Origin of the sequence: Burkholderia pyrrocinia, from assembly GCF_022809715.1 — a bacterium.
Classification (GTDB): domain Bacteria; phylum Pseudomonadota; class Gammaproteobacteria; order Burkholderiales; family Burkholderiaceae; genus Burkholderia; species Burkholderia pyrrocinia_C.
Genome location: NZ_CP094461.1, coordinates 654,752 through 680,583, shown reverse-complemented (window position 1 = coordinate 680,583; position 25,832 = coordinate 654,752). Strand labels below are relative to the sequence as shown.

19 protein-coding genes are annotated in these 25,832 nt (G+C 68.4%); 8 read left to right on the top strand and 11 right to left on the bottom strand.

The features are described 5' to 3' along the window. Positions 1-163 precede the first annotated feature (163 nt). The 6 genes from MRS60_RS33140 to MRS60_RS33115 all read right to left on the bottom strand — a co-directional run bounded on the left by MRS60_RS33140 (position 164) and on the right by MRS60_RS33115 (position 5,583). Positions 164-1,297, bottom strand: a complete 1,134-nt coding sequence (locus MRS60_RS33140) for an amidohydrolase family protein (RefSeq protein ID WP_243566930.1) — start codon at positions 1,295-1,297, stop codon at positions 164-166. A 40-nt stretch (positions 1,298-1,337) separates the two neighbouring features. Further along, positions 1,338-2,972, bottom strand: a complete 1,635-nt coding sequence (locus MRS60_RS33135) for a cation acetate symporter (RefSeq protein WP_243566929.1) — start codon at positions 2,970-2,972, stop codon at positions 1,338-1,340. Then, a complete protein-coding gene (locus MRS60_RS33130; protein ID WP_243566928.1) occupies positions 2,969-3,328 on the bottom strand; it encodes a DUF485 domain-containing protein in 360 nt (119 codons plus the stop codon). The genes MRS60_RS33135 and MRS60_RS33130 overlap by 4 nt, the downstream gene beginning before the upstream one ends. A 75-nt stretch (positions 3,329-3,403) precedes the next feature. After that, positions 3,404-4,630 (bottom strand): FAD binding domain-containing protein, encoded by a 1,227-nt coding sequence (locus MRS60_RS33125; RefSeq protein ID WP_243566927.1) that lies wholly within the window; start codon positions 4,628-4,630, stop codon positions 3,404-3,406. A gap of 1 nt (position 4,631) precedes the next feature. Then, a complete protein-coding gene (locus tag MRS60_RS33120) occupies positions 4,632-5,111 on the bottom strand; it encodes a VOC family protein (RefSeq protein WP_034184374.1) in 480 nt (159 codons plus the stop codon). Positions 5,112-5,310: 199 nt separating this feature from the next. Next, entirely contained in the window at positions 5,311-5,583 is a 273-nt protein-coding gene (locus tag MRS60_RS33115) for a ubiquitin carboxyl-terminal hydrolase 14 (RefSeq protein WP_034184373.1), read from the bottom strand. A 217-nt stretch (positions 5,584-5,800) separates the two neighbouring features. Between MRS60_RS33115 and MRS60_RS33110 the strand changes: the two genes are divergently transcribed. Then, positions 5,801-7,072 carry an NAD(P)/FAD-dependent oxidoreductase gene (locus MRS60_RS33110; protein ID WP_034184372.1) on the top strand — a complete coding sequence of 424 codons (1,272 nt, stop codon included), beginning with the start codon at positions 5,801-5,803 and terminating at the stop codon, positions 7,070-7,072. Between the two features lie 43 nt (positions 7,073-7,115). Here the strand turns inward: MRS60_RS33110 and MRS60_RS33105 are convergent, their stop codons facing one another. Beyond that, complete coding sequence (locus MRS60_RS33105) at positions 7,116-12,200, bottom strand: trifunctional serine/threonine-protein kinase/ATP-binding protein/sensor histidine kinase (RefSeq protein WP_243566926.1); 5,085 nt, start codon at positions 12,198-12,200, stop codon at positions 7,116-7,118. Positions 12,201-12,553: 353 nt separating this feature from the next. Here MRS60_RS33105 and MRS60_RS33100 point away from each other — a divergent pair, with 353 nt between their 5' ends. The 3 genes from MRS60_RS33100 (at position 12,554) to MRS60_RS33090 (ending at position 15,279) form a co-directional block, all read left to right on the top strand. Next, positions 12,554-14,023, top strand: a complete 1,470-nt coding sequence (locus MRS60_RS33100; protein ID WP_243566925.1) for a winged helix-turn-helix domain-containing protein — start codon at positions 12,554-12,556, stop codon at positions 14,021-14,023. 103 nt (positions 14,024-14,126) lie between these two features. Further along, positions 14,127-14,498, top strand: coding sequence for a response regulator transcription factor (locus MRS60_RS33095; protein ID WP_034184371.1), 372 nt, complete (start codon positions 14,127-14,129; stop codon positions 14,496-14,498). A 124-nt stretch (positions 14,499-14,622) separates the two neighbouring features. Next, complete coding sequence (locus MRS60_RS33090; RefSeq protein WP_235212562.1) at positions 14,623-15,279, top strand: response regulator transcription factor; 657 nt, start codon at positions 14,623-14,625, stop codon at positions 15,277-15,279. 258 nt (positions 15,280-15,537) lie between these two features. Here MRS60_RS33090 and MRS60_RS33085 read toward each other — a convergent pair whose 3' ends face one another. Further along, entirely contained in the window at positions 15,538-16,962 is a 1,425-nt protein-coding gene (locus MRS60_RS33085) for an efflux transporter outer membrane subunit (RefSeq protein WP_243566924.1), read from the bottom strand. After that, on the bottom strand, positions 16,959-18,026 hold the full coding sequence (locus tag MRS60_RS33080; protein WP_243566923.1) for an HlyD family secretion protein: 1,068 nt from the start codon (positions 18,024-18,026) through the stop codon (positions 16,959-16,961). Before MRS60_RS33080 ends, MRS60_RS33085 begins: the two co-directional genes overlap by 4 nt. A 44-nt stretch (positions 18,027-18,070) precedes the next feature. Between MRS60_RS33080 and MRS60_RS33075 the strand changes: the two genes are divergently transcribed. Further along, the gene (locus MRS60_RS33075; RefSeq protein ID WP_217589235.1) at positions 18,071-19,651 is read left to right on the top strand and encodes an MFS transporter; all 1,581 of its coding nucleotides are present in this window, start codon (positions 18,071-18,073) and stop codon (positions 19,649-19,651) included. A gap of 153 nt (positions 19,652-19,804) precedes the next feature. Here MRS60_RS33075 and MRS60_RS33070 read toward each other — a convergent pair whose 3' ends face one another. Next, positions 19,805-20,626: an alpha/beta fold hydrolase gene (locus MRS60_RS33070; protein WP_034184366.1), complete on the bottom strand. Its 822-nt coding sequence runs from the start codon at positions 20,624-20,626 to the stop codon at positions 19,805-19,807. A 555-nt stretch (positions 20,627-21,181) separates the two neighbouring features. Here MRS60_RS33070 and MRS60_RS33065 point away from each other — a divergent pair. Both MRS60_RS33065 and MRS60_RS33060 read left to right on the top strand, forming a co-directional pair. Next, positions 21,182-21,607, top strand: a complete 426-nt coding sequence (locus MRS60_RS33065) for a DUF3331 domain-containing protein (RefSeq protein ID WP_034184365.1) — start codon at positions 21,182-21,184, stop codon at positions 21,605-21,607. A gap of 70 nt (positions 21,608-21,677) precedes the next feature. Next, positions 21,678-22,499 carry an alpha/beta fold hydrolase gene (locus MRS60_RS33060; protein ID WP_034184364.1) on the top strand — a complete coding sequence of 274 codons (822 nt, stop codon included), beginning with the start codon at positions 21,678-21,680 and terminating at the stop codon, positions 22,497-22,499. A gap of 49 nt (positions 22,500-22,548) precedes the next feature. Here MRS60_RS33060 and MRS60_RS33055 read toward each other — a convergent pair whose 3' ends face one another. Then, entirely contained in the window at positions 22,549-23,190 is a 642-nt protein-coding gene (locus MRS60_RS33055; protein WP_105392451.1) for an HD domain-containing protein, read from the bottom strand. A gap of 505 nt (positions 23,191-23,695) precedes the next feature. On the opposite strand from MRS60_RS33055, the gene MRS60_RS33050 reads away from it, so the two are divergent. Next, a complete protein-coding gene (locus MRS60_RS33050) occupies positions 23,696-25,489 on the top strand; it encodes a winged helix-turn-helix domain-containing protein (protein ID WP_243566922.1) in 1,794 nt (597 codons plus the stop codon). Positions 25,490-25,832: the final 343 nt, after the last annotated feature.

Below are 25,832 nucleotides of genomic sequence, written 5' to 3'. Positions count from 1 at the left end.
GCGTGATTCCCGTGTTCGGCCGGCGGCGTGCGTCGCCGGCCGGCCGTCGTGATGCGTGGCGTTGCATGCCGGCCCTCACCGGCTGGCCGGATGATGCCATGTGCGGCAACGGCCTGCGCCGACGGTGCAATGGGTCGAAAATTTCCATATGCCTGCTTGGCCGCTACATTCCGAGCAGCTTGCCCGCATTGCCGCCGAGTATCATCGAACGCTGTTCCGCCGTCAGGTCGAGGCGGTCGAGGAAGCGGACCGGCTGCTCGTAGCCCATGTCGAAGCAATAGTCGCTGCCGAGTACGAGCCGGTCCACCCCGACGTTCTCCATCAGGAAGTTCAGCACGGGCCCCGAATGGGACACCGTGTCGTAGCTGAAGCGCCGCAGATAGCTGCTGGGCTTTTGCGCGAGCCGGCGCGTTTCGGGGCGGGCGGTCCAGCCCGCGTCGAGGCGCCCGACGAGGATCGGCAGCGCGCCGCCCGCATGCGGCAACGTGACGTGCAGGTTCGGGTGGCGGTCGAGCACGCCGCCCAGGATCAGGTGCGAGCCCGCGATCGCCGTATCGAACGGATTGCCGAGCAGGTTGCTCAGGTAGAAATCGCCGAGCCGCGCGCCGCCGACCGTTTGCTGCGGATGCAGGAACACGGGCAGGCCCAGTTGCTCGATGCGCGCGAACACCGGCGCGAACAGCGGATCGTCGAGATCGCGGTTGTCGATGTTGGTGCCCATGTACACGCCGCGCACGCCGGGCAACTGCGCCGCGCGCTCGAGTTCGTCGATCGCATCGGTCGCGTTCAGCATCGGCAGCGTCGCGAGTACGACGAACCGCGTCGGGTGCCGCCGGTAGACGCGCGAGGCGGCCGAATTCCAGTCGCGCGCGAGCTTCGCGTTGAACGGCCGGTCGCCCCAGTACGCCATCGGCACGCTGAGCGACAGCGCCTGGACGTCGACGCCGGACGCATCCATGTCCTTGAGCCGCGCGTCGACGTCGATGAACTTCATCGGCAGCGGCCCGAGGCCGCCGGCGGGCGTCCGGAACGTGAACGACGCATCGTCGCACGCGAACGAGCCGCCAAAGCGCTTGCCTTCGCCGCCGACCAGATCGCAAAAGCTTTCAGAGTAGTAGTGCGCGTGGATGTCGATCGAGCGGGGCCGGTGCCGCGGCACGGCGGTCGAGGCGGCCGGTGCGCTCGCGGTGTCGGCTGCGGATGCGGTGCGTCCGGCGACGGCCGTGCCGGCGAGCGCGGCCAACGCGCCGAGCAGGCGGCGCCGTGCCGGCGACATGCAGCAGGTGCAATTCAACATGGTGTCTCCCACGGGATATCGTTTTTTCGGGGCGTGCGGCTCAGCCGCGTTGCGTCATGCCCATTTCGCAGGCGACGAGCTGCGCGTCGAACTGCTCGCGTTCTCGTTGCGCACGGGCCGAGCGGTCGGTGACGGAGAACAGGACGACGCCGGCGAATGCCGCCGCCATCGAGAACAGCGCCGGATATTCGTACGGATAGACCGCATGCGCATGACCGAGCACCTGCACCCAGACGGTCGGGCTCAGCACGGTGAGCGTCACGGCGGTGGCGAGCCCGGTCAGGCCGCCCAGTACCGCGCCGCGCGTGGTCAGGCCGCGCCAGTAGATCGAGAGCAGCAGCACGGGAAAGTTCGAGCTTGCCGCGATCGAGAACGTGAGGCTGACGATGAACGCGATGTTCTGCTTTTCGAATGCGATGCCGAGCAGGATCGCGAGCACGCCGAGCACCAGGGTCGTTCCGCGCGCCACGCGCATTTCCTCTTGATCCGAAGCGCGGCCGCGACGCAGCACGTTCGCATACAGGTCGTGCGAGATCGCCGACGAACCCGCGAGCGTCAGTCCGGCGACCACGGCCAGGATGGTCGAGAATGCGACCGCGCAGATGAAGCCGAGGAACACGTCGCCGCCGACCGCATGCGCGAGGTGGATCGCCACCATGTTCGCGCCGCCCGCGATGGCGCCGGATGCGTCCCGGTATTGCGGGTCCGACGCGACGAGTGCGATGGTGCCGAAGCCGATGATGACGATCAGCACATAGCCGGCGCCGACGATGCCGGTCGCATAGAGGATGCTCTTGCGGGCGGCGTTGACGTCGCCGACCGTGAAGAAGCGCATCAGGATGTGCGGCAGGCCGGCCGTGCCGAAGATCAGCGCGAGGCCGAGCGACACGGCCGAGACCGGATCGGATACCAGGCCGCCGGGGCGCATGATCGCCGCATGTTTCGGATGCACGAGAATCGCCTGCGCGAACAGCGCATCGAGGCTGAAGCCGAAACGGCTCAGCACCATGATCGCCATGAAGGCCGCACCGGCGAGCAGCAGTACGGCCTTGATGATCTGGATCCAGGTCGTCGCCAGCATCCCGCCGAAGAACACGTAGACGACCATCAGCACGCCGACGATCAGCACCGCGACCGTGTAGTTCAGGCCGAACAGCAGCTCGACCAGCTTGCCCGCGCCGACCATCTGCGACACGAGGTACAGCAGCACGATAACGATCGAGCTCGACGCCGCGAATGCGCGGATCGGCCGTTGCCGGAGGCGATAGGACACGACGTCGGCGAGCGTGTACTTGCCGAGATTGCGCAGCGGCTCGGCGATCAGGAACAGGATGATCGGCCAGCTCGCGAGGAAGCCGACCGAATAGATCAGGCCGTCGTAGCCGCTCGTGAACACCAGCGCGGAGATGCCGAGCAGCGACGCCGCCGACATGTAGTCGCCGGCGATCGCCCAGCCGTTCTGGAACGCGGTGATCTTGCCGCCCGCGGCGTAGTGGTCGGCCACGCTGTGGTTCTTGCGCGCGGCCCAGCGCGTGATGAAAAGCGTCGAAGCGACGAACAGCAGGAACATGCCGATCGCGACCGGATTGTGCCCGTGCGCGAGCGTTGTGGGGCCGGCCGCGAACGCAGGTGCCGAGCCGATGGTGGCGATCGATGCGATGAGCAGGCGTTTCATTGATCGCCTCCGTGACGAATGGATGCGACGATCGTGTCGTACACCGAATTGGCCCGATACACGTAAAGCGCGACCAGCGCGAACGTGACGACGAACATGCCGAACCCGACCGGGATGCCCCACGGGGTAGGCCGGCCCGGCACGATCGGCTGTCCGAGCAGCGTCGGCGAAAACGCCAGCGTGAGGATGAACGCGAAATAGAGGGCGAGCATGACGAGCGTCAGCGACCAGGCGAACAGCCTTCTGCGCCTGACGAGATCGCGAAAGCGGGCATCGCGCAGCAGCGGGTGCGTGGCCTGTGCCGGCGCGTCCAGGTCGGGCGCGGTGCCGGCGGCAGCCGGAATCGGGTGGTTCACGGTGTCTCCTTCTGGTTTGGGTATCCGGGCCGGGCAGCGGGCGCCGCGCGTCTCGCACGCGGCGCCCGTTCGCGCTCAGAAATGCGGCGGAACGGCGGTTTCCCGCATCACGACTTCCGGCGTTCGATAGCGCTCGGCCATTGCGCGCTCGGTGTCGTTTTTCAGTTGCGCCTGCATGTAGGCGCCGAGGTGGCGCGCATGCTGCACGATCGCGGCGCCGAAGGCCGTACGCGTTTCGCTGTATTCGCGCAGTGCGTCGAGCGTATCGGTGCGCGTGGCGAGTGCGGTGACGAGCGCGAGCGCATCGCCGGCGGCTTTCGTGACGCCCATCCCGCAATGCGGCCGCGCGACGAACGCGGCGTCGCCGAGCAGCGCGATCCGGCCGAACGCCATGTTCGGCACTTCGAGGTCGTAGATCGGCTGGAACAGCGGTTGCGTCGCACGCGCCACCACCTCGGCGAACTGTGGCGCAAGCAATGCATGAGCCGCGTCTTCCATGTCGTCGAGGACGTCGCGGCGGATCAGCGTCGGCGGAATGCCGCCCGCCCACAGCTTGCCGGTCTCGTCGGTCAGCAGGTTCGGCAGGTCGGTGTCTTCGCGGGTCGCGCGATACCAGACGAAGTTGTAGCGGCGCTCGCCGGGTTTCGTACTGTTGCCCTGGCCGGCGACCGGATAGCCGAGGATCTGCTCGTGCGGCGGCAGGCCGAACGCGAATTTATCGAACAGCGTCGCGTGGGTCGCGTCCGACAGGCCGGCTTCGTCGACCAGCCCGCGCCACGCGACGTAGCCCGCGTACTGCAACCGCGCATCCGGCAGGAATTTTTCGCGGATCGCGGAGCGGAATCCGTCGGCCGCGATCACGAGATCCGCGTGCACGACCGAGCCGTCGGACAGCGTGACCGAGGCGCGATCCGGCCCGTCCGCGACATCGGCGACGACGGCGCCCGAGTGGTAATGCTGGTCGGGCAATGCCGCGCGCAGCACGTGGTACATCTTGCTCCACGCGGTCAGCGTCTGCGGTAGCCCGCGTTCCGACGCCACGCTGCCGTCCCTGGCCAGCGTGATGCGCGATTCGACCTTCACGCCGATCGATTCGTCGATGCGCACGCCCGCGGCGAGCATCACGTCGAACAGTTCCGGGTGCGTGACGATGCCGGCGCCGCGGCCCGAGAGCGCCTCGGGCACGCGTTCGAACACGTCCACGTCCCAGCCGTTGCGCAGCAGGAGATTCGCGGCGAACAGGCCGCCCAGCGAGCCGCCGATGATGGCGGCCTTGCGGTTCGTCGAAGTGCTGTCGTTCATGTCAGTCTCCGTGGGTGTCGCCGGCCGAGGCCGCGGCGGGTAGTTCCAGGCCGGCGACCTCGGCGGCAGGGTAGTTGAGCTCGATCGTCACGCCGGACGGATCCTCGATGAAGACCTGGTGCAGCCCGAGGCTCGGCACCGTCCGGTCGCGCCACGCGATGCCTTCCGCGCGCAGCGTGTTCCACATCGCTTCGACGCCGGTCGCGAGGAACGCGATGTGGTCGACGGTGCCGGTGCCGGTTGCGGGCAGGTCCTTGTCGCCGAGATAGGCCGCGAGCCCGTCGGGGTTGGCCGGATCGACGCCGATGATGTGGACCGTGCCGTAATCGGCTTCGTCGCCGCCCTTGTAGAGCCACGCGCCGGGAAAGTCGAACGGCGGGCGATAGCCGCGCTTGAAGCCGAGCACACGTTCGTAGAAGCGGCACGATTTCTCGAGATCGAGCGTGCGGATCGAGTAGTGCGCGAGTCTGGATACGGGCATGGGAGACTCCTTGTTTATCGATGGATAAGTTATCGTTCGATAAACTATAGCCGAAAAGATCGGCATGACAAAGCCGCGATCGAACGGTGTTAACCCGCGGTCCGGAAAGGTGCCGGATCGATGTCGACAAGTGGGGGCGACGGGCGGCCCGTCGTGGGACACGGGTGCGCGCGGGTGCCGGATCCCGGCGCGCGGCGCGTTACGACGCGATCTCGCCGGCCATCACGTCGTCCGCATAGCACCAGACCCAGCGCTCGCCGGGTTCGATCGAACGCGCGAGCGGGTGGCCGGTTTCGTGAAAATGCCGGCTTGCGTGGCGATTCGGCGACGAGTCGCAACAGCCGACGTGCCCGCATGTCAGGCACAGGCGCAAATGCACCCACTGGCTGCCGGACTTCACGCATTCCTCGCAGTAGTCCTTGTCGGTGGTCAGGATGCGTGCTTCGCCGAGATGGGTGCAGGTCGTGGTCATCTTCCGCTCCGATGCCGGCGCCGGAGATCGCTCGCAGCGCGGCCGGCGCGAAGCTGCAAGCGGGGTTGGATACGCTGCATTGTGGACGGTCGTGTCGCGCGCGGACCTTAATTCTTATTAAGCATGTCACCCCTGGCGGCAGGGGGACGTACAGTCGCAAGTGCGCCCGGCGCGAGGCCCGGGCGAGATCCGACACGACGGTCACCGGGAGGCGCTCATGACTCAGCCGCAGCATGTCAAGGTAATCGGTTTGCCGAACAGCAAGGAAGCCTATGCAATCCGCGACTTCCTGAAGCGCGGCGTGATCGAGTACGAATGGTGCGAGCTGACGTCCGACACCGATTGCGCGCGCGAGCTGGGCATCGCGCCGCTGCGCGATATCCGGCTGCCGGTCGTCATCTTCCCGGACGGCTCGCGCATCTACCAGCCGACGCTGCCGGAGATCGCCGCGAAGCTCGGCTGGGTCGCCCGGCCGCGCTTCATCGAATACGACGTATCGATTTACGGCGCCGGTCCGGCCGGTCTGTCGGCGGCCGTCTACGCGGCGTCGGAAGGGCTGCGCGCCGTCGTGATCGAACGCGATGCGATCGGCGGGCAGGCGGGAACGAGTTCGCTGATCGAGAATTACATGGGGTTTCCGGACGGCATTCCGGGCGCCGAGCTGGCCGAGCGCGCGCGCCAGCAGGCGGTGAAGTTCGGCGTCGAGCTGCTGATGATGCGCGAGGGCGTGCACGCGACGTTCGTCGACGGCAAGATTCGCGTCGACCTGGCCGACGGCTCGATCCTGACCGCGCGCTCGAACATCTGCGCGACCGGGATCGAATACCGCAGTCTCGGCCTGCCCGACGAACGGAAGTTTCTCAACGCAGGCCTGTTCTACGGCGCGGGGTCGAGCGAAGCGCCGATGTGCGAAGGCAAGCACGTGTTCATCGTCGGCGGCGGCAATTCGGCGGGCCAGGCCGCGATGAACTTCGCGCGGCACGCGCGCGAAGTCACGATGATCGTCAGGGGCGCGTCGCTGGCGGCGACGCTGTCGCGCTACCTGATCGACCGGATCGAGCGCACGCCGAACGTGACGGTGCGGTACGGCTCGACCGTCGACGCGCTGCACGGCGATGGCCGGCTCGAAGCGATCGTGCTGCGTTCGGAAGACGGCGCGCGCGACGTGCTGCCGGCCACGCACCTGTTCGTCTGCATCGGCGGTGCGCCGAACACCGAATGGGCCCGGGATACGAACATCATCCGCAATCCGGGCGGCTATCTGGTGACCGGCAGCGACCTGTACGACTGCCCGGCATTCGAGCGCGTGTGGCCGCTCGAGCGCCGGCCGTACTATCTGGAAACGAGCGTGCCCGGCTCGTTCGCGGCGGGCGACGTCCGGTCGGGTTCGGTCAAGCGGGTGGCGTCGGCGGTCGGCGAAGGGGCGATGGCCGTGACGTTCGTGCACCGGTTCCTCGGCGAAGACGCGCATCGGTCGGGCGGCACCTGAGCCGCAGCGAGAAGCGGGTTGCGCGCCGTGCTTGCCCCACGGGTCAACTTGTCGTCGAAATCGGCAGCCGGAACGTCAGCACGGTGCCGCTGTCGTCGCGCGGCGCGGCGTCGAGCGTGCCGCCATGCGCTTCGACGATCGAGCGGCAGATCGCCAGGCCCATCCCCATGCCGTGCGATTTCGTCGTGAAGAACGGATCGAAGATCCGGTTCGCGATGTCGGCATCGATGCCGGCGCCGCGGTCGGCAACGGAGACGACCGCGTAATCGTCGCCGGCCTGCGACGCGATCTCGAGTTCGCGCGACGTGGCCAGTCCGTCCATCGCGTCGAGCGCGTTGGTGACCAGGTTCAGGATCACCTGCTGGATCTGCGTGCGATCCGCCATCACGCGGATGTTGCCGCAATGGAGGTCGACGCGCAGCGCGACCTGCTTCGCGTCGATTTCGGTCGCGGTGAGATGCAGCATGTCGCGAATCAGGTCGTCGATCGCGAGCGGCGCCAGCGCGGGCGGGGCCTGGCGCGCGAGCGATCGCAGCGCGCGGACGATGTCGGCGGCACGCACGCCGGACGCACGGATGTCTTCGAGGCTCGCGAGCGCTTCGCCGAGATCGGGTTGCGCGCCGCGCAGCCAGCGCATGCACGCACCGACGCTCGATACGATGCTCGTCAGCGGCTGATTGATCTCATGCGCGATCGACGCGGCCAGCTCTCCCATCACCGTCATGTGCGCGGTGCGCGCGAGCTCGGTCCGTGCGTGCCGCAGCGCGGCCTCGGTCTCGAGCCGGCGCGTGTTCTCGTCGATCAGTTCCGCGTAGAGCCGCGCGGATTCGAGCGCATTGGCCGCCTGCGGCGCGAGCACTTCCAGCATCGCGATGCGCCGCGGCGAAAACACGCCGTTGGACAAGGCATTCTCGAGATACAGCACGCCGATCAGCACACCCTGCTTCAACAGCGGCAGGCAGAACAGCGAGCGCGTCGGGTGCGCGCGCAGGCTGTCGGCGTGGTCGGGCACGCCTTCGCGCTGCGCGTTCGCGAGCACGACCGGCTTGCGGGTCCGGGCGACGGTGTTCAGGATCGACAGCGGGACATCCTGCTCGGTCGGTTCGCTGCGGGCAATATCGACGATCACGTCGCTGCCGACGGTCCGCGCGGCAGCCTCGATCGTCAGCCGGTCGTGCCGGGCGAGCAGCAGCAGGCCATAACGCGCGCCGGCATACACGATCATGTTGCGCATCAGCGTCTGGATCAGGCGCTCCAGCACGATTTCCTCGGACAGCGAATGGGCCGCGCGCATCGCCAGCGAGAAATCGAGATCTTCGCGCGCGGGCATGGGCGGGCCGCCCGGCGACGGGTCCATCACGAGGAACGGATGCTGCGCTTCCAGCGCCTGGGTCTTGCCGGCCGCGCCCCAGCGTCGGTAGCACGCATGGGCGAGCCGCAACTGATGGCGGGCGGGGCCGGCGAGCCCGAGCGACGTGGCATGATGCGCGGCCAGTTCGTGCGCGAGCGCCTGTTCGTGCACGAAACCGTGTTCCGCCGCGAGGCTGGCCGAGGCCTCGTACTGCTGCATCGCCACGATATGTTCGCCGCGTACGCGCGCGAATTCGGCATCGATCAGCGCGAGCTTGTTGCGGAACGTGGCCGGATTGCGTTTGCTCCACGCGGCGAAGCGGGCGCGTTGCGGCGCATGGTGTTCGAGCAGCCGCTCGGGCGGCGTGGCGCCGCGGTCGCTCGCGATGCCGGCCAGCACGCCGAACAGGTGGAAGTCGGACAGCATGATGTGCGCGGGAGTGGACCACGCGCTCGAAGCGGCTGCATCGAGCGCCGCACGCGCCGCGTCCGCGTCGCCGAAAATGAAGGCCGCCTGGCCGGCGAGCACGTCGGTCCAGAACTGCAGCACCGACATCGGCGTTTTCGTCGACGCACGGGCACGCCAGGTGCCGACCGGCCGGTGGCAGCCGAACTGCAGCGCGTCGACGAATTCCGACTGGGTGGAAACGAGGTCGACGATGTCGTCGTAGCGTGCACCGCGTGCGATCTGCAGCAGCGGATCGATTTCGTCGCGGATCGTCGGCAGCGCTTCGCCCATCGCGAGCAGATCGCTGACGATGTGGTTGCAGCTGTAGCACATCCAGCGCAGCTCGGCGCTCGCATTGCCCGCCGCTTTCGCATCGCGCGCGCGCTCGAGCGCGTACGACAGCGGCTGGGTCCAGACGCTCACCTGGTCGAGCGCGATCAGCGCCGCGGAGCGGTAGCGCTCGAAGCCGTGGCGATCGACCAGCGCGAGCGCGACCTTCGCGAATTCGAGGCCGTCCTCATACGCGTCGTGATGCTCGGCAATGCTGACGCCGTACCACGCGAGCCCCTGCACCGACGCGGCGGTAACGCCGTGGCGCAGTGTCAGCCGGACCATCGTCGCGAGGTGCAGCAACATCAGCCCGCCGCTCGGATAGAACATCGCGGCCTCGAGCGCGGTCAGCAGCGCCATCGCGGCTTCGACGCGCGTGTCGGTCATCACGGGCAGGTCGACGAGGTCGCGGATGGCGCGGCCATCGAGCGCATCGCGCACGGCGTCGCAGGCCGCCGCGAGATCGGCCTCGGCCGGCTCGGCCGGCAGTTCCACGCCGAGCAGCGCCAGCCCGGCCAGCGCGACGTCGACGGCCTGCCGGTAGTGCGACTCCACCGTGAGCTGTGCGGCCTTCAGCCGGTGGGCCTCGGCGCGATCGGCCGGCGTGCGCGTCCGCGCCATGAGCTCGTCGATCGCGTCGGATGCTTGCGCGGTTTCGCCGGTCGCGAGCAGCAGGCCGCTGCGCAGGATGCCGATCCGGCTCGCGAGATCGTAGTGTTGCGACCATGCGTGGGGGCCGAGCAGCGCTTGCGCGGTCGCGAGAAACGACAACGCGCGATCGCGCGCGGCGACGATCGCCGCGGCCTCGGCCGCCGCGGCCAGCGCATCCGCGAATTCGAGTGCGAGCGCGCCGTCGAGCGGCGCGGTTTTCGCCTGCTCGATCTGGGCGGCGAGTTCCAGCAGGGATTCGGTCGATCGCGCGTCCGCGCGCGCGAGCATCGCGGCGGCGATCCGCGCGTGGCGCAGCGCGCGCTCCGCCGGCCCGGTGACCGCGTAGACGGCCTCGAGGATGCGGTCGTGAACGAAGCGCCAGCGGTTTCCTGAGAGCGACACGAGGCCCGCCTGGCGCGCGGGGTCGAGCCAGAAGCGGAGTTCGGCCCAGGTCTTGCCGGCGGCGGCGCACAACAGCGCGTCGTCGGCATCGCTGCCGACACAGGCCAGCAGCGACAGCAGCGTTCTCGATTCATGCGGCAGCCGCTGCATCCGGATCTCGAGCAGGCTCACGACATTCTCGGTCGGGCGGCGCGCGTCGATGCCGGCCGCATCCCATTGCCACGTTTGTCGCGCCGGGTCATAGCCGAGGAGCCGCTCGTCGATCAGCGTGCGCAGCAACTGCTGGATATGGAACGGGTTGCCGCCGGTCCTGCGGTGCACGATGTCGCCGAGCCCGGACAGCCGGTCCGGCGGCTCCCCGAGCATGCCGGCCAGCATGCGCGTCACGTCGGGTGCGGCGAGCGGCGCCAGCGTCAGGGTCGACAGACGGGTGGGGTCGAGCTGCCGCAGGAAGCGGCGGAATGCCGGCGGGTGGTCGTGCTGCGGCCCGCTTCGATAACCGGCAACGACGCAGATATTGGCCGGTGGATCGGCCGCGATCGACGCGAGCAACGCGAGTGTCGCGTCGTCGGCCCACTGGATGTCGTCCAGCGCGATGACGAGCGGTTCGGCCGGCGTCGCGAACGCACGGAACGCATTCACGACGATCTGGCATAGATGAAATTCCGGAATCGCATCGGTATGGTCGAACGCGACGGGCTCGACATCGAGCAGCCACGCGATCTCCGGGAAGATGCCGGACAGCAGGTTGGCCTGACGGCCCACGCAGTCGCGCAGCCGCGCGGCGATCGCCGCGATTTCGTCGTCGCGCCTGGCCAGCGCGCTGCCGAACAGCGTGCGCAACGCCTGCAGCACGGGCGCGTAGGGCCGTGCGGGCTGGAACTGATCGATCTTGGCCGACGTGCACCAGGCCGTGCGCGACGCCGCTCGCGCATCGCGCATGAAGTGCTCGGCCAGCGCGGTCTTGCCGACGCCGGCCGGCCCGTCGATCAGCACGATGGCCGCCTCGCCGGTTTGCGATACGGCCGCCAGCACCTCCTCGAGCCGGCGGGATTCGGCTTCGCGGCCCACCAGCAGGTCGGGCGCGTGCAACCCGGCGAGCGGATCGCGGCCGCCGAGCGCGAATGGCTCGACGCGGCCTGCCGCCAGCCAGTCGCGCCGGATCCGTTCGAGATCGTGCTGCACCGCTTCGCAGGACGGGTAGCGATCGGCGGGCTCCTTGGCGATCAGTTTCAGGATCAGGTCGTTCAGGATGGCAGGCAGGTCGTCGCGAAAGGCCGTGGCCGGCGCCGGCTGCATTGCCACGTGCGCGTGGACCCATTCGGGCGTCGACGTGGCCTTGTAGGGCATCGCGCCCGTCAGCAGGCGGAACAGCGTGATGCCGAACGCGTACAGGTCGGCGCGCTCGTCGACGCATGCGCCTTCCGATACTTCGGGCGCCGCGTACGCGGCGAATTCCGTGCGCATCGTGCCCGCCGCGGCGCGTTCCGTCCGACGGTTCCACGCATGGGCGAACGAGCGGAGCATGACCGTACCGTCCGGCGCGATGGCGAAACTGGCCGGTTGCAGATCGCCATGCAGCCAGCCGCGCCGATGAAGCTCCCCGAGCGTGCGCGTGGCCTGGATCGCGGCGTCGAGAAAGGCGCCGAGCGGCAGCCGTCCGTCCGCCAGCGTGTCGAACCCTCGCACGTCCGGGCGAGGATAGACGAGCACCGGGCCGTCCGCGGCGCGGATCAGCGCAACCGGCATGAGCGCCCACGCCGGTTCCAGCGCTTCGTTCAATGCGTATTCGTGTTCGAACTGCCGGCAGCGCTGGTCGGATTCCCACCCGGTCTGGCATGCGGACCACACGCGCCCCGTCATGGTGTCGGTCAGGTCGAACCACAGCACGTCGCCCGAGCGGACCGCATTCGATACGCGGGCGCGCGCCAGCCAGTCGGCATTCATTCGCTTCGTGTCGTCGGGGGCGTGCAAGGGTTGGTTCACGGTCGGGGCAGGCTGGGTGGAGCAGGGCGAAAACGGTTCGTAAAACGGGGCCGGCCGGGCTGGGTTGCGCAGGCTCGGGCGGCGGCTCGTGCATTGTCCGCCAGCCTGCGGGAATTTGCAGTACCCCCTTCAGCCCCCGGCGACCGGGCCGGCCGGCGCCGGACTAAACCTATGGATAGTGGTCGGCGCGCCTGTCGCGCCCTACGATGCGTTCAAGCCTCCCGGCATGCATCGATGCGGCCGGACGGGCGGAACAGAGGGCGTCGCCTCGCGAGGCGGCGCAAGGTGAGGAGCAGCATAAGCGAGTGCGGATCATGTACACGTTCGGGCGGGTGACGGTTTCCCTTGAATGCCGCGAAGTCTGCGTCGACGGGCAGCCCCGGTATATCGGCGCCCGGGCATTCGAGATTCTCGAGCTGCTGGTGAAGGCGGCCGGCAGGCTCGTGTCGAAGGACGAGATCATGCAGGCCGTGTGGCCTGACACGATCGTGGTCGAGAACAACATCCAGGTGCACATCTCGACGCTGCGCAAGCTGTTCGGCGGCAAGCACGGCTGGATACGGACCGAATCGGGCCGCGGTTATCGTCTCGCTCCGCCGGTCGACCCGGACCACGCCGACCGCCTGCCGGCCGGGTTCGAGCCGGCTGGCGGCGTCCGCGCGGGCGCGGTGCCGCGCAAATGTCCGCTGATCGGCCGGGAGCAGGAGGCGGCCGAACTGCACGCGCTGCTCGAGCGCGAGGCGCTCGTCACGCTGGTCGGCCCCGGCGGCGTCGGCAAGACGCATCTCGCGCTGGAGGTCGCCACGACCTGGGCGGCGGTGCGCGGCATCGAGATGGTCCGGATCGATCTGGCCGGCTGGCAAGGCGACGCGACGCTGGAATCGGCGGTGCTGGACGCGCTCGACCTGCCCGGCGGCCCTGCCGCCGAACCTGCCGATGTCGTGCGCGCGATCGGCGAGCAGCGCGTGATGCTGGTGCTCGACAATGCCGAGCAGCACGTCGACGATCTGGCGGACCTCTGCGAAGCGATCGCGGACGCGAATGCCGGCGCGACACTCGTCGTGACGAGCCGCGAACCCTTGCGTGTCGCCGGCGAACGCGTTTATCGCGTCGGCCCGCTGCCGGTGCCGCCGGCCGGCGCGAACGACGGCGAGATCGTCGCGAGCGGTGCCGTCCGCATGTTTCTGGCGCGGGCTCGCGCGATGGGCACCGACATTCCGGCGGACACGAACACGCTGAACGCGATCGCGACCATCTGCCGCCGCCTGAGCGGCCTGCCGCTCGCGCTCGAACTCGGCGCGGCCCGGGTCGCGTCGCTCGGCATCCAGGGGCTGGCGGCCGATCTCGACAAGTCCGTCCTGTCGCTGTCCGGCGGCCTGCGCACCGCGCATCCCCGCCAGCAGACCCTCAGGGCCACCATCGACTGGAGCTACCGGCTGCTCGACGACACGGAGCGCACCGTGCTGTGCCGCCTCGCGGTGTTTCCGGATGCATTCCGGCTCGACGCGGCCTGCGCGCTTGCCGCGTGCGACGAACTGGGTGCCGAAGAGGTGCTCGACTGCCTGGTCGGCCTTGCGTCGAAATCGCTGCTGGTCGTTCATTCGGTCGGACTCTCGAAGCGTTACTCGTTCCTCGAGGTCGTGCGCGCGTATGCGCTCGAGAAACTGGCGGAGTCGGGCGAAGCCGGGCGCCTCCATGCCCGGTGTGCGTCCTTTGCTACCGAAGCGCAGCCGGCACCGGCCGCGCCCGCCCAACCGGTGCTGGCCGCGGGGCCGTGGGCCTGAAACACCGGTTGCGCGGGCGTTGCACGAAGCAGCGATGCCCGTCGGCGCAGCGCAAGCCGGGTCGCGATGTTCTGGATTGACAAAATTCTCGGGTTCTCATTTCATGGCCATTGTGTGCATCATCGATGACGATGCGTCGGTCCGTAAGAGTCTTGCCAGCTTGCTGAAATCGGCCGGGCATACCGCATTGCCGTTCGCGTCGGGCGAGGAATTCCTCGCGGCCGGCCCGCTGGACGGCGCGGCTTGCGTGCTGGTCGATCTGAAGATGAAGGGTATGAGCGGTCTCGACGTTCAGCGCCTGCTGGCTCAGCGCAACGCGACGATTCCGGTCATCGTCATGTCGGCGCACGGCGACGGCGAGTCGGTGCGCCGCGCGCTCGAGCAAGGCGCGGTCGCGTTCCTGCGCAAGCCGTTTCCATCCGACGATATGCTCGATCTGATCGATCAGATCGCATCCGGCGCGCCGCCCGCGTGAGCGGCGGCCCGTCGATCGGCCGCGCCGTGTGAGGCGTGGCGGTTCCGCTCGGCTTTTTCTTAGTTTATCATTCGATAATGAAGCGGATGCGTACACAGGGAATGCAATGGCGAGCACGCCGGGAATGACGTCGACCGGTAACCGGGGCGCGGGCGATCCCGCGCCGATCGTCTATGTGGTCGACGACGACGAAACGCTGCGGCGCGCGTTGAGCGCACTGTTGCGCTCGGCGGGGTTTCGCGTCGAGACGTTCGCGTCGTCGCGGGCGTTTCTCGCGTTCGAGCGGCCCGACGTGCCGTGCTGCCTGATCCTCGACGTGCGTCTTGTCGACGAGAGCGGGCTGGCCCTTCAGGAGGAAGCGGTGCGTGCGGGCCTGAACGTGCCGATCCTGTTCATGACCGGTTACGGCGACGTGGCCACGACGGTCAAGGCGATGAAGGGCGGCGCGCTCGACTTCCTGACGAAGCCGTTCGACGACGAAGCGATGCTCGATGCCGTCGGCCGCGCACTGGCCCGCGACGGCGAGCGCCGCGCGCGCGAGCGCGTGCTGGACGCGGTGCGCCAGGCCTACGCGTCGTTGACGCCGCGCGAACGCGAAGTGATGAGCCAGGTGGTCGCGGGCCTGATGAACAAGCAGATCGCGGCGAATCTAGGCCTGCAGGAAATCACGGTGAAGGTGCACCGGGCCCAGGTGATGAAGAAGATGCAGGTCCGCACGCTGCCGGATCTCGTGCGGCAAGCCGAAGCGCTGGGCGTGCGCCCGGCCGGCGCACGCGACTGAGCGAGCGTGCCGGGTTGTTCGACGTAACGGCGCCGGCTGCGGCTTCGGCGCGATATCGCGGGCTCGCGTAAACGCCCAGCGGGATGCGCCCGACGCGCCGTTTTCAGGCGATCCATGACAGGTCTCGCTTCGGTGGATTCTGGCACGACCAGTCCATACGACACTCCGGCACCGGGCAACGCAAAAAACGTTAGGTAAGCTCACGATAGATATGAAGATACGCGAGGCCGTTCGAGCGGAAACGGACGGCGCGTTTTTTCAGAATCGATCAGCGTGTTTCGCGTCGCTCGCCGGTGTCGACGCAGGCGGCGTCCACCCGCCGCCCAGCGCACGCACGAGATTGACCGTCGCGATCGCGAGTGCCTGGCGGCTATGAATCAGCTGGCGTCGCGCATTCAGCGCGTCCCGGTCCGCGTCGATGACCTCGAGATAACTGACGTAGCCGTGCCCGTAACGGCTCAGCGACAACCGCGCCGCCGCTTCGGTGGCGCGCGCCGCGCTGTCGTAGCGCACGATCCGCTCTTTCTGCGCGGCGATGTCGTTGAGTGCGTCCTGAACCTCGCGCAGCGCGCCCAGCGCGGTCGCGCGATAGTTCGCGTCGGCGAGTTCCGCGCCTGCCTTCGCGGCGGCCACCGCGGCCTCGCGCTTGCCGCCGTCGAACACCGTTTCGGCCACGCTCGCGCCGAGGCCCCACAGCGAACTGTTGCGGTCGAGAAACGTGCCGAGGTCGCGGCTGGCGAACCCGCCCTGGGCGGTCAGCGTCAAGGTCGGAAGCCACGCGGTGCGGGCGACGCCGATTTCGAGCGATGCCGCGTCGACGCGGCGCGCCGCCGCATAGACGTCCGGCCGTTGCGCGAGCAGCGCGGACGGCAGGCCGGGCGGCACCGCCGGCACGCGCATGGCGGACGCGGTCGGCGCGACCGAGAATGCGGTCGGCGAGACGCCGGTCAGCACGGCGAGCGCGTCGACGAGGTTTTCGCGCAGCCGCCGGCTGTCCGCGAGATCGGCGCGAGCCGTGTCGAGATCGGCCGCCGCGCGCAGCGCATCGAGATCGCTTGCCGCGCCGGCCCGCACGCGTGCGGCGATCACGTCGAGTGCGGTGCGTCGCAGTTCGATCGCGCGGGCGAGCGTCGCGAGATCCTGCTCGACGAAATGGAGCGTTAGATAGTCGCTTGCAACGTCGGTCGCGACGCGCAGGCGAACGGCCGCGCGATCCGCGTCTGCCTGCAGCACGTTCTGCCGGCCGATCTCCGCATTGCCGCGCAGGCGCCCCCACAGATCGACTTCATAGCCGGCGTTGAACGGCACCGACCAGTTGTGCATCGTGCGTTTCGGCAACGCGTTGTCGACCGTGCCGGATACGCGCGAGCGGCTGAACGACGGATCGACGCCGACGGTCGGCGCCAGCGCGGCTTCGCGCACGCCGAGCAGCGCCTGCGCCTGGTCGACGCGCGCCGCGGCGGCGCGGATGTCGTGGTTGCCGGCGAGCGCGGCATCGACGAGCGCGACGAGCGGCGGATCGCCGAACGATGTGGGCCATTCGACGAGCGACGGTGCGGGTTCGTCGGGCGCATCAGCATGACGGAACCGGTCGGCTCCGACCGCGACGGGGGCGAGCGGCTGCGGCGCGATCGTGCACGCGCTCAGCAGGCCGGCGGCGAGCAGGGCGGCGATGCGGGTCATGGCTGCGTGCGGCCGCGTTGCAGCGAGACGACGACCGACAGGCCGGGCCGAATGCGCGGTTCGGCCGAGGCCGGGCCGTCCAGCAGGATCTTGACCGGCACCCGCTGCGTCACTTTCGTGAAATTGCCGGTCGCGTTGTCGGGCGGCAACAGCGAGAATTGCCCGCCCGTCGCGGGCGACAGGCTGTCGACGTGCCCGCTGAAGGTCCGGTCCGGCAGCGCGTCGAAGCGCAACTGCACGACGTCGCCGGCGCGAACGTGCCGGAGCTGGGTTTCGCGGAAGTTCGCGACCACCCACGGGTGCGGTTCGACGAGCGTGAGCAGCGCCTGGCCGGGCGCGACATGCTCGCCGGTCTCGACGGTCTTCTTGCCGACGTAGCCGTCCGACGGCGCCACGACGGTCGTGTACTGGCGCTGAAGCTCCGCATCGCGCAGCTCGGCGTCGTTCTGGTTCGACACGGCATCGGCGGCCTGCTGCGCGGCCTGCGCGCTGCGCCGCTGCGCTTCGGCCGCCTCGATGCGTGCGCGGGCGGACTTGCGCGCCGCGTTGGCGGCATCGAATTCCTGCTGCGACAGCCCGCGCGGGGTTTCGCGGGTCAGTTCGCGTGCCCGTGCGTAGTCGAGCTCGGCCTTCTCGGCGTCGGCATGCGCCGACACGAGCGTCGCTTCCGCTTGCTCGACCAGCGCCTTCGCGCGGCTCGCATCGGAGCGCGCCTGCGCGACGCGGGCCCGCTGCAGCGCGACGCGCACGTCGAAATCGCGCGGGTCGAGCCGCACGAGCGGGTCGCCCGCGTGCACGAACTGGTTGTCGTTCACCAGCACGCGCTCGACCGTGCCGGCCACGCGCGGCGAGATCACGTGCAGGTGGCCCGTCACGTACGCGTCGTCGGTGCCGCGATCATGCGCGTCGAATTCATAGACCAGCAGCGCGACGAGCAACAGCGCGCATCCGGCGATCGATACGATCGGCCATTTGCGCGAGCGCGCGGCGGAAGTGGGCGGCGTGTCCGGCGAGTTCGTGCTCACGATCGGGATACTCCATCGAAAAAACAGGGTTTGTCGCATCGCGCTATGCTTGCGCGAGCTTTTTGTGCGGGAGCCGCTCGACGATGAACACCACGTTCGCCCCCGGTGGCGCGACACCGGGGCCGGCCGCAGCGCCGGCCTCCGACATACCGACGTTTCGTTCGATCGCCGCGATCGCGGCCGTGCTGCTCGGCGCGATCATCGCGACCTTGACGTCGCGCATCACGTCGCTCGGGCTCGCCGACATACGCGGTGCGCTCGGCGTCGGGTTCGACGAGGGCGCATGGATCAACACCGCATTCATCGCGTCGCAGATGTTCGTCGGGCCGCTCGCGATCGCGGCGGCCTTCGTGTTCGGCACGCGTCGCGTGCTGCTGGCGGGCGCCGCGGTATTTCTGGTCGTCGAAAGCGTGCTGCCGCTGTGCACGAACTTCGGCACGTTCATCGTGTTCCAGAGCCTGGCCGGTTTCGCGTCCGGCGTGTTCGTGCCGCTGACCGTCGGGTTCGTCGTCCGCACGCTGCCGCCGCGGCTGATTCCGTTCGGCATCGCCGCGTATGCGATGAACCTCGAGATGTCGCTCAACCTGTCGGCGACGCTCGAAGGGTGGTACAGCGAACACCTGAGCTGGCGCTGGCTGTTCTGGCAGAACGCATTGCTGACCGTGCCGTTCATCGTCTGCCTGATGCTGTCGCTGTCCACCGAGCCGATCAAGCGCATCGCGTCCGGTATCGATACACGCGGCATGCTGCTCGGCGCCGGCGGGTTCGCGTGCCTGTGCATCGCGCTCGATCAGGGCGAGCGGCTGTTCTGGTTCCAGTCGCCGCTGATCGTCGCGCTGCTGTGCATCGGCATCGTGATGGTGGCCGCGTTCCTGATCCACGAACTGACGTCGCGACGGGCCGGGCTCGATCTCGGCTACCTCGCGCTGCCCAACGTCGCGCTGCTGATCCTGCTCGTCGGCCTCGTGCGCTTTACCGTGCTCAACACGAGCTTCATTCCGTCGGCGTTTCTCGCGAGCACCTACGGGCTCCGCCCGCTGCAGATCGGCGATACGCTGCGCTGGATCGCGATGCCGCAGCTGCTGTTCGCGCCGTGCGTGGCGTGGCTGCTGCAACGCGTCGATCCACGCCGGCTGATCGTGGCCGGCTTCGCGATGGTGGCGGTCGCGTTCGCGCTCGGCGCGCGCCTCACGCCCGTCTGGGCCGAACCCGACTTCATCCCGTCGCAGCTGCTGCAGGCGTTGGGTCAGACGATGGCGCTCACGTCGGTCGTGTTCTTTTTCGGCAAGCACGCGACGGCCGAGCATGTACTGACGTTCGGCGCCGTCGTGCAGACGACGCGCCTGCTGAGCGGGCAGCTCGGCACGACGTCGATTGCGGTGGTCCAGCGCATCATGGAGGCTACCCATTCGAATCTCGTCGGTCTGCATGTCACGCTGTCGGATCCGCAAACGCTGGAGCGCCTGCGGGCCGGCGCGGCGTCGCTCGTATCGCACGGCGCGACCTTTGCGACCGGCGACCAGGCGGCTTATGCGCTGCTCGACCGTGCGGTCCGCATCCAGGCGACCACGCTCGCGCTGGCCGACAATTTTCGTGTCGCGACGGCTTTCGCGGTCGCGGGGGTGTTGATCGGCTTGCTGCTCAGGCCGGCGCGTGCGCCGTGAGTGCCCGACGCCGGATCGGCGGATATGCCGCATCGACGATGCTGGCGATCGCGCCCGCCGCAACGCAATGGCGGCGACCTGAAAAATCCTGAAACGTGCTGAAGGGCGCGCCGGCCTGAAGGCCTTCAGGCCGGGCGCGCCGTGCCGCAATGCTTACGCCTTCAGGAACGCGAGCAGTTCGGCATTGATCCGGTCGGCGTTGACGACGCACATCCCGTGCGCGCCGCCGGGGATCACCTTGAGTTGCGCGTGCTTCACGATCTTCGCGGACAGGCGGGCTGAATCGTCGATCGGCACGATCTGGTCGTCGTCGCCGTGCAGGATCAGCGTCGGGACGTCGATCTTCTTCAGGTCCTCGGTGTAGTCGACCTCGGAGAACTCCTTGACGCACAGATACTGGCCATAGACGCCGCCCATCATGCCCTGCGCCCAGAACGCGTCGATCGTGCCCTGCGACACCTTCGCATCCGGACGGTTGAAGCCGAAGAACGGCACGGCGAGATCCTTGTAGAACTGCGAACGGTTCTCGGCGACGTTCTTGCGGATCCCGTCGAATACGTCCATCGGCAGGCCGCCGGGATTGGACGCCGATTTCACCATCTGCGGCGGCACGGCGCCGATCAGCACGGCCTTCGACACGCGCTTCGTGCCGTGGCGCCCGATGTAGTGCGCGACTTCGCCGCCGCCGGTGGAATGGCCGACGAGCGTGGCTTCGCGCAGGTCGAGCGCATCCATCAGCGCCGCCAGATCGTCGGCATACGTGTCCATGTCGTTGCCGTGCGACGGCTGGCTCGAGCGGCCGTGACCGCGGCGATCGTGCGCGATCACGCGATAGCCGTGCTGCACCAGGAACAGCATCTGCGGGTCCCACGCGTCAGCGCACAGCGGCCAGCCGTGCGAGAAGACGACCGGGCGGCCGCTGCCCCAGTCCTTGAAGTAAATCTGCGTACCGTCTTTGGTGGTGATCGTGTTCATCGGATGAGCTCCTTGATGGGCGGAAGCGGCGTGTTTGGGGGCGGCAGCGGCGGCGGCCGCCGGCAGCGCGGCGGCTGCAACGGCGGTCGCGCCGGCAAGCAGCATGTCTCGGCGACGCGCCGAGGGAACGGCGTCGATGTCTGCTGGACGCATTGGGACTCCTTGAACGTGCGGTGGAACGATGCCGCGTTGGATGGATGGTTCGGACCTGCCCGCATGCGGCAATCGCGCCGGCAGCCGGCGTGCGTTCGCGGTCGCGGGCCGGCAGGCGCGCGAAGGCTGCGAACCAACGCCGACAGGAGCCTATCGCGGGGTCATGCAACCTGTACTGAAATCGCGCTGAATTTTCATGAAGGCGGTCGCGGCGCAGGTCGCGCGAACGCACCGGCCAGAAAAATTAAGCCCGGAATCAAGACTCTTCAGCGGCGGCTCGTTATTGTCAGCATCAGGTCATCCCGTCGCGGGTCTTGCCAGTTCGTGCCGGCGGATGACGACCGCAATGCGGGCGGGTGCGAACCATCCGCGCCCCGTTGCCACTTGCCTGGGTACGCCGCCATGGACGAATTCAATCGCTGGGAGCACGTGATGACGCTGCTCGACCCGTCGCCGGCCGCGAGCCGCTGTGCGCCGTCGCATCTTCGCGACCCGGACGCCGCGCGCCGCCGCCATCGCGACGATGCGTGGCCCGCGTCGAGCGGCGGCGTGCGCCGCCGTTGCGCGATCGTCGCCGCCGAGCGGCAGACCGATTCGTCGGTGCTGATATCGTGGAGCGATCCGACGCGCTGCCGCTACGACGAGCAGCGCTGGATCAGCGCGAAGTCCCGCGCCCTCGGCCGCTGCGCGCTGACCGGCATCACGATTCATACCGGCGATGCGATCTACAAGCCGCAATGGCGCGGAGCGAAGCGCCCCGCGAACTACCGCGAGGTGATCCTCGCGTCCGAACTGGAACGGTTCATCGTCAGGCTGTCCCGTTCATGACACGGGACGGTGCGCGCAGTCCGTCGGCCATCGCTGGCGGCCGCTGCATTTTCACCGCTAAGGAATCTTCATGAGCACGTTCACGACACGCGACGGCGTTTCGATCCACTACAAGGACTGGGGTGCAGGGCGCCCGGTCGTGTTCATTCACGGCTGGCCGCTGAATGCGGACATGTGGGACGTCCAGATGCATCATCTCGCATCGCACGGTTTTCGCTGCATCGCCTACGACCGGCGCGGCTTCGGCCGATCCGGCCAGCCGTGGACGGGGTACGACTACGACACGCTGGCGGACGATCTCGCGACGCTGATCGAGACGCTCGCGCTGCGCGACGTGACGCTCGTCGGCTTTTCGATGGGCGGCGGCGAAGTGGCCCGCTACATCGGCCGGCACGGCACGCGACACATCGCGAAGGCCGTGCTGATGGGGTCGGTGACGCCGCTGGTCGCGCGACGCGACGACCATCCGGACGGCGTCGACGTGGCCGTGTTCGACGGTATTCGCGCGGGCATCGTGGCCGACCGCGCGGCATTCTTCGAGCAATTCTGGCCGCTGTTCACCGGTTCGAACCGGGCCGCTTCGACGATCTCGCGCGCCGCGCTCGACTGGACCTCGTTCATGGCGCTGCAGGCCGGATTGAAGGGCACGCTCGATTGCGTCGGCGCGTTCTCCGAAACCGATTTCAGGGCGGATCTCGACAAGTTCGACGTGCCGACGCTCGTGATTCACGGCGACGACGACCAGACGGTGCCGCTCGCGCTCACGGGCGCCGCCACGGCGAAGCGCGTGCCGCACGCGACGCTGAGCGTCTACGAGGGCGGGCCGCACGCGCTGTATCTGACGCATGCGCAACGATTGAACGACGAACTGCTGGCGTTCGCCCGCGCATGACACGGCCGCGGCCATGACGTGGCGGAGCGGGCCTGGCCGACCGGACGGCTCACTCCGTCCATTTCGACCCGAGCACCAGGCCGCAGAAATTCGTACGACGATAGTCCGGGTCGCAACGCTCGAGCACGTCGGCGCCGACGTTGCCGAACGCAGTGGCAGGGCGATGCGCGGTGCCCGCGGCGAGCGCCTCGAGGAACAGCTCCTTGAAACCCGGGCCGCGCGGCCACGCGTTCAGGATCTCGTCGCGTTCGGATCGGCACACGTCGTCGAAATGACGCGCAAAGAGATCCGTCTCGATACCCGCGCCGAGCAACGCCGTCAACGGCGTCATGTACGGGTGAATGCCGAAGCTCGTGTGCAGCGCGATCGCACGCCAGACCTCCTCCGCATCGTCGGCGGCGACGCCGTATCCGCCGAGGAACGCGTGTGCGGCATTCGCGCCGTCGATTTCGAAGCGCCGGCGCGAATGCCGGTAGCGCTCCGTCAGCCCGAAGTGATGGAACAGTGCGGCGACGTACAGCAGCTCGGCGTCGAACGCGATGCCGCGACGCAGGCCGATGATCGACGCAAACGCGAACACGCGCATCGCGTGCCGGAACAGGAGTTCCGGTGCGCCGGCGCGCACGGTCGCGGCGGCCTCCCGTGCGATCGGGCCGTCGGGAATCCGGATGCCGGCGATACGGTTGCCCATGGTCGTGTTCCTCGCGGCGTGACGGCGGTCGCTCGACGCTGGCGCCATCGAACCATCGTCGCGCGCCGCGCCGCTGAATGTCCTGAGCGGCGCCTGAATCGTTCTGAACGGAAAATCCGACCGGTTCTCACGCCCGGAATCGATTTTGCTGCGCTTCGCACGTCGCTTTTACCAGGTTTTTTTCGCAAGTCATGCGAACTGCGATTTCAATTAACGGGATCACGAAATTGATTTCGGCATATCGGCCGTTTTATCCTGCGAAACTGGTTCACGGGTGAACGACTGTTTCACACATTGAAAATGCAGGACGCCGTGATGCGTCGCGCCGGGCGGGACACGGCGCATGCCGGGGCGTCGCGGCGATCGTGGTTCTCGTCGATTCAAAAATTTTGCTCTTCCTGTTCTGATAATTTGAATCATTTCGCGACGCAAATGCCGTAGCATGGCGTCGAACCGGTGTCATTTCTGACAGGGCATCAATGAAAGAAATCGATTAAGAATTCCCATGATCAGGATTGGAACGCTTCACGTTTTTCTCGACAGGCGTGAAATTCGCTCGAACGGCAAACTGCTGCGCATCGGCAGCCGTGCATTCGAAATTCTCGAACTCCTGATTCGGGCGAACGGCGCATTGGTGTCGAAAGACGAGATCATGCAGCGCGTGTGGCCGCACACGATCGTGGAGGAAAACAACCTGCAGGTGCATATCGCCGCGCTGCGCAAGGCGCTGGCCGGCGACCGGAACCTGATCGTCACGGTGCCGGGGCGCGGCTATCGGCTGGTCGGCGCCCAGGCCGAAGGCGTGGCGGCCGTGCGTCCCGCGGCGTCGCGGCTGACCGCCGCGCCGACCGCGCTCATCGGCCGCGAGCAGACCGTCGCCGACGTCCTCGCGGCGCTCGACACCGCGCGCGTCGTGACGCTGGTCGGGGCAGGCGGCATCGGTAAGACGCGGGTCGCGCTCGAAGCGGCCATGCGGGCCGAGGCGAGCTTTCCGGATGGTGCCGCGTTCGTGTCGCTGGCCACGGTTGCGTGTCCGCAATTCGTGCCCGCCGCGCTGGCCGGTGCGTTCGGCATCGTGCAGCCGGCCGGGTCGCTGACGCTCGAAGCGGTGCTGGCCAGCGTGGCGAACCGCCGGATGCTGCTGGTGCTCGACAATTGCGAACATCTGCTCGACGCCGCCGCGCAGATCGCGACTGCATTGACCGAGTCGGACACCGGATTGTGCGTCCTCGCGACCAGCCGCGAGGCGCTGCGTATCCAGGGCGAGCGGCTGTGTCCGGTTCCGCCGCTCGATGTGCCCGGCGAAGGCGCCGACGATGCCGAGATCCTGCGCGCAAGCGCGGTGCAACTGTTCTCGGCGCGCGTGTGCGCCTCCGATCCCCGCTTTCCGCTCGACGGACGCAGTGTGTCGCTGATGGCGTCGGTGTGCCGGCGTCTCGACGGTCTCCCGCTCGCGATCGAACTGGCAGCGGCGCGAGCGGCCGTGCTCGGCATCGATATGCTGGCCGCGCATCTCGACGATCATTTCAGGTTGCTGACCGGCGGTTTTCGGACGGCCTTGCCGCGTCATCAGACGCTGCAGGCGATGTACGACTGGAGCTACCGCCTGCTCGGGGACGCGGAGCGCCTGTTGTTGCGGTGGCTCGGCGTGTTCCGCGACAGCTTCTCGATCGACGCGGTGCGGGAGATCGTCGGCCCGAAGGGGCTGGCCGATGCGGACCTGCTCGACACGATCGCCGGCCTCGTGTCGAAGTCGCTGCTGAGCCTCGAGAGCGCGCACGGCGCGCCGCGCTACCGGCTGCTGACCACGACGCGCGCGTATGCGCTGCAGCAGCTCGCGAACAACGGCGAATGCGCGGCCGCGGCACTCGCGCATGCGAACTACTTCCATCGGTTGTTCAGGCTTGCGCCCGGTGGCGACGACGGGCCGCGGGCCGAATCGCGGCTCGACGTGATCCGGCGCGAACTCGGCAATCTGCGCGCGGCGCTCGACTGGGCGTTTTCGCCGAACGGCGATGCGGAGGTCGGCATCGCGCTGGCGGCTGTCGCGGTCCCGTGCCTGTTCGACCTGTCGCTGGTGGACGAATGTCGCGAACGGGCGCGCGCGGCGCTCGATGCCATGCGGAATATGGACGAGACCCGGGCGCGCGAGGATGCGCGCGTGCGCCTGCTGGCCGCCTATGCCGCCGCGCTCGCCCATACGTCGGGGGCGACGCAGGTCGTGCACGACGCCTGGTCCGAACTGCACGCGCTCGGGGTCGACGCGGACGAGGCCGGGTTGCCGGCGCGCGAACCGTAACGGCGCGCGCCGCTGCCGAATTCAGAACGTTTCAGCCTGAACTCAGGACTTGGCCGGCCGGTGCGTCTACATTGCATGCATGGAGATCGTCGGCGATTCGCGGGCGGGCAGCAGACCGGCTCGCACCGCCGCTTGTCGATATCCCGACGCCACTGAATGCCAGCGTGGGGCGGCGTCGGCACGTGTCGTGCCGCGGCGACTTCGCGCGTCATCGAACGACTACCGCATGAAACCTGTCCCGTCCGACCTTTCACGCCACGATTCGCTGCCGGCGGCCGCTCGCCGGATCGGGTAGCGCGAGCCATGCGGTCGCACGGGTTCCCCGCCAATCGCAACGCGCGCA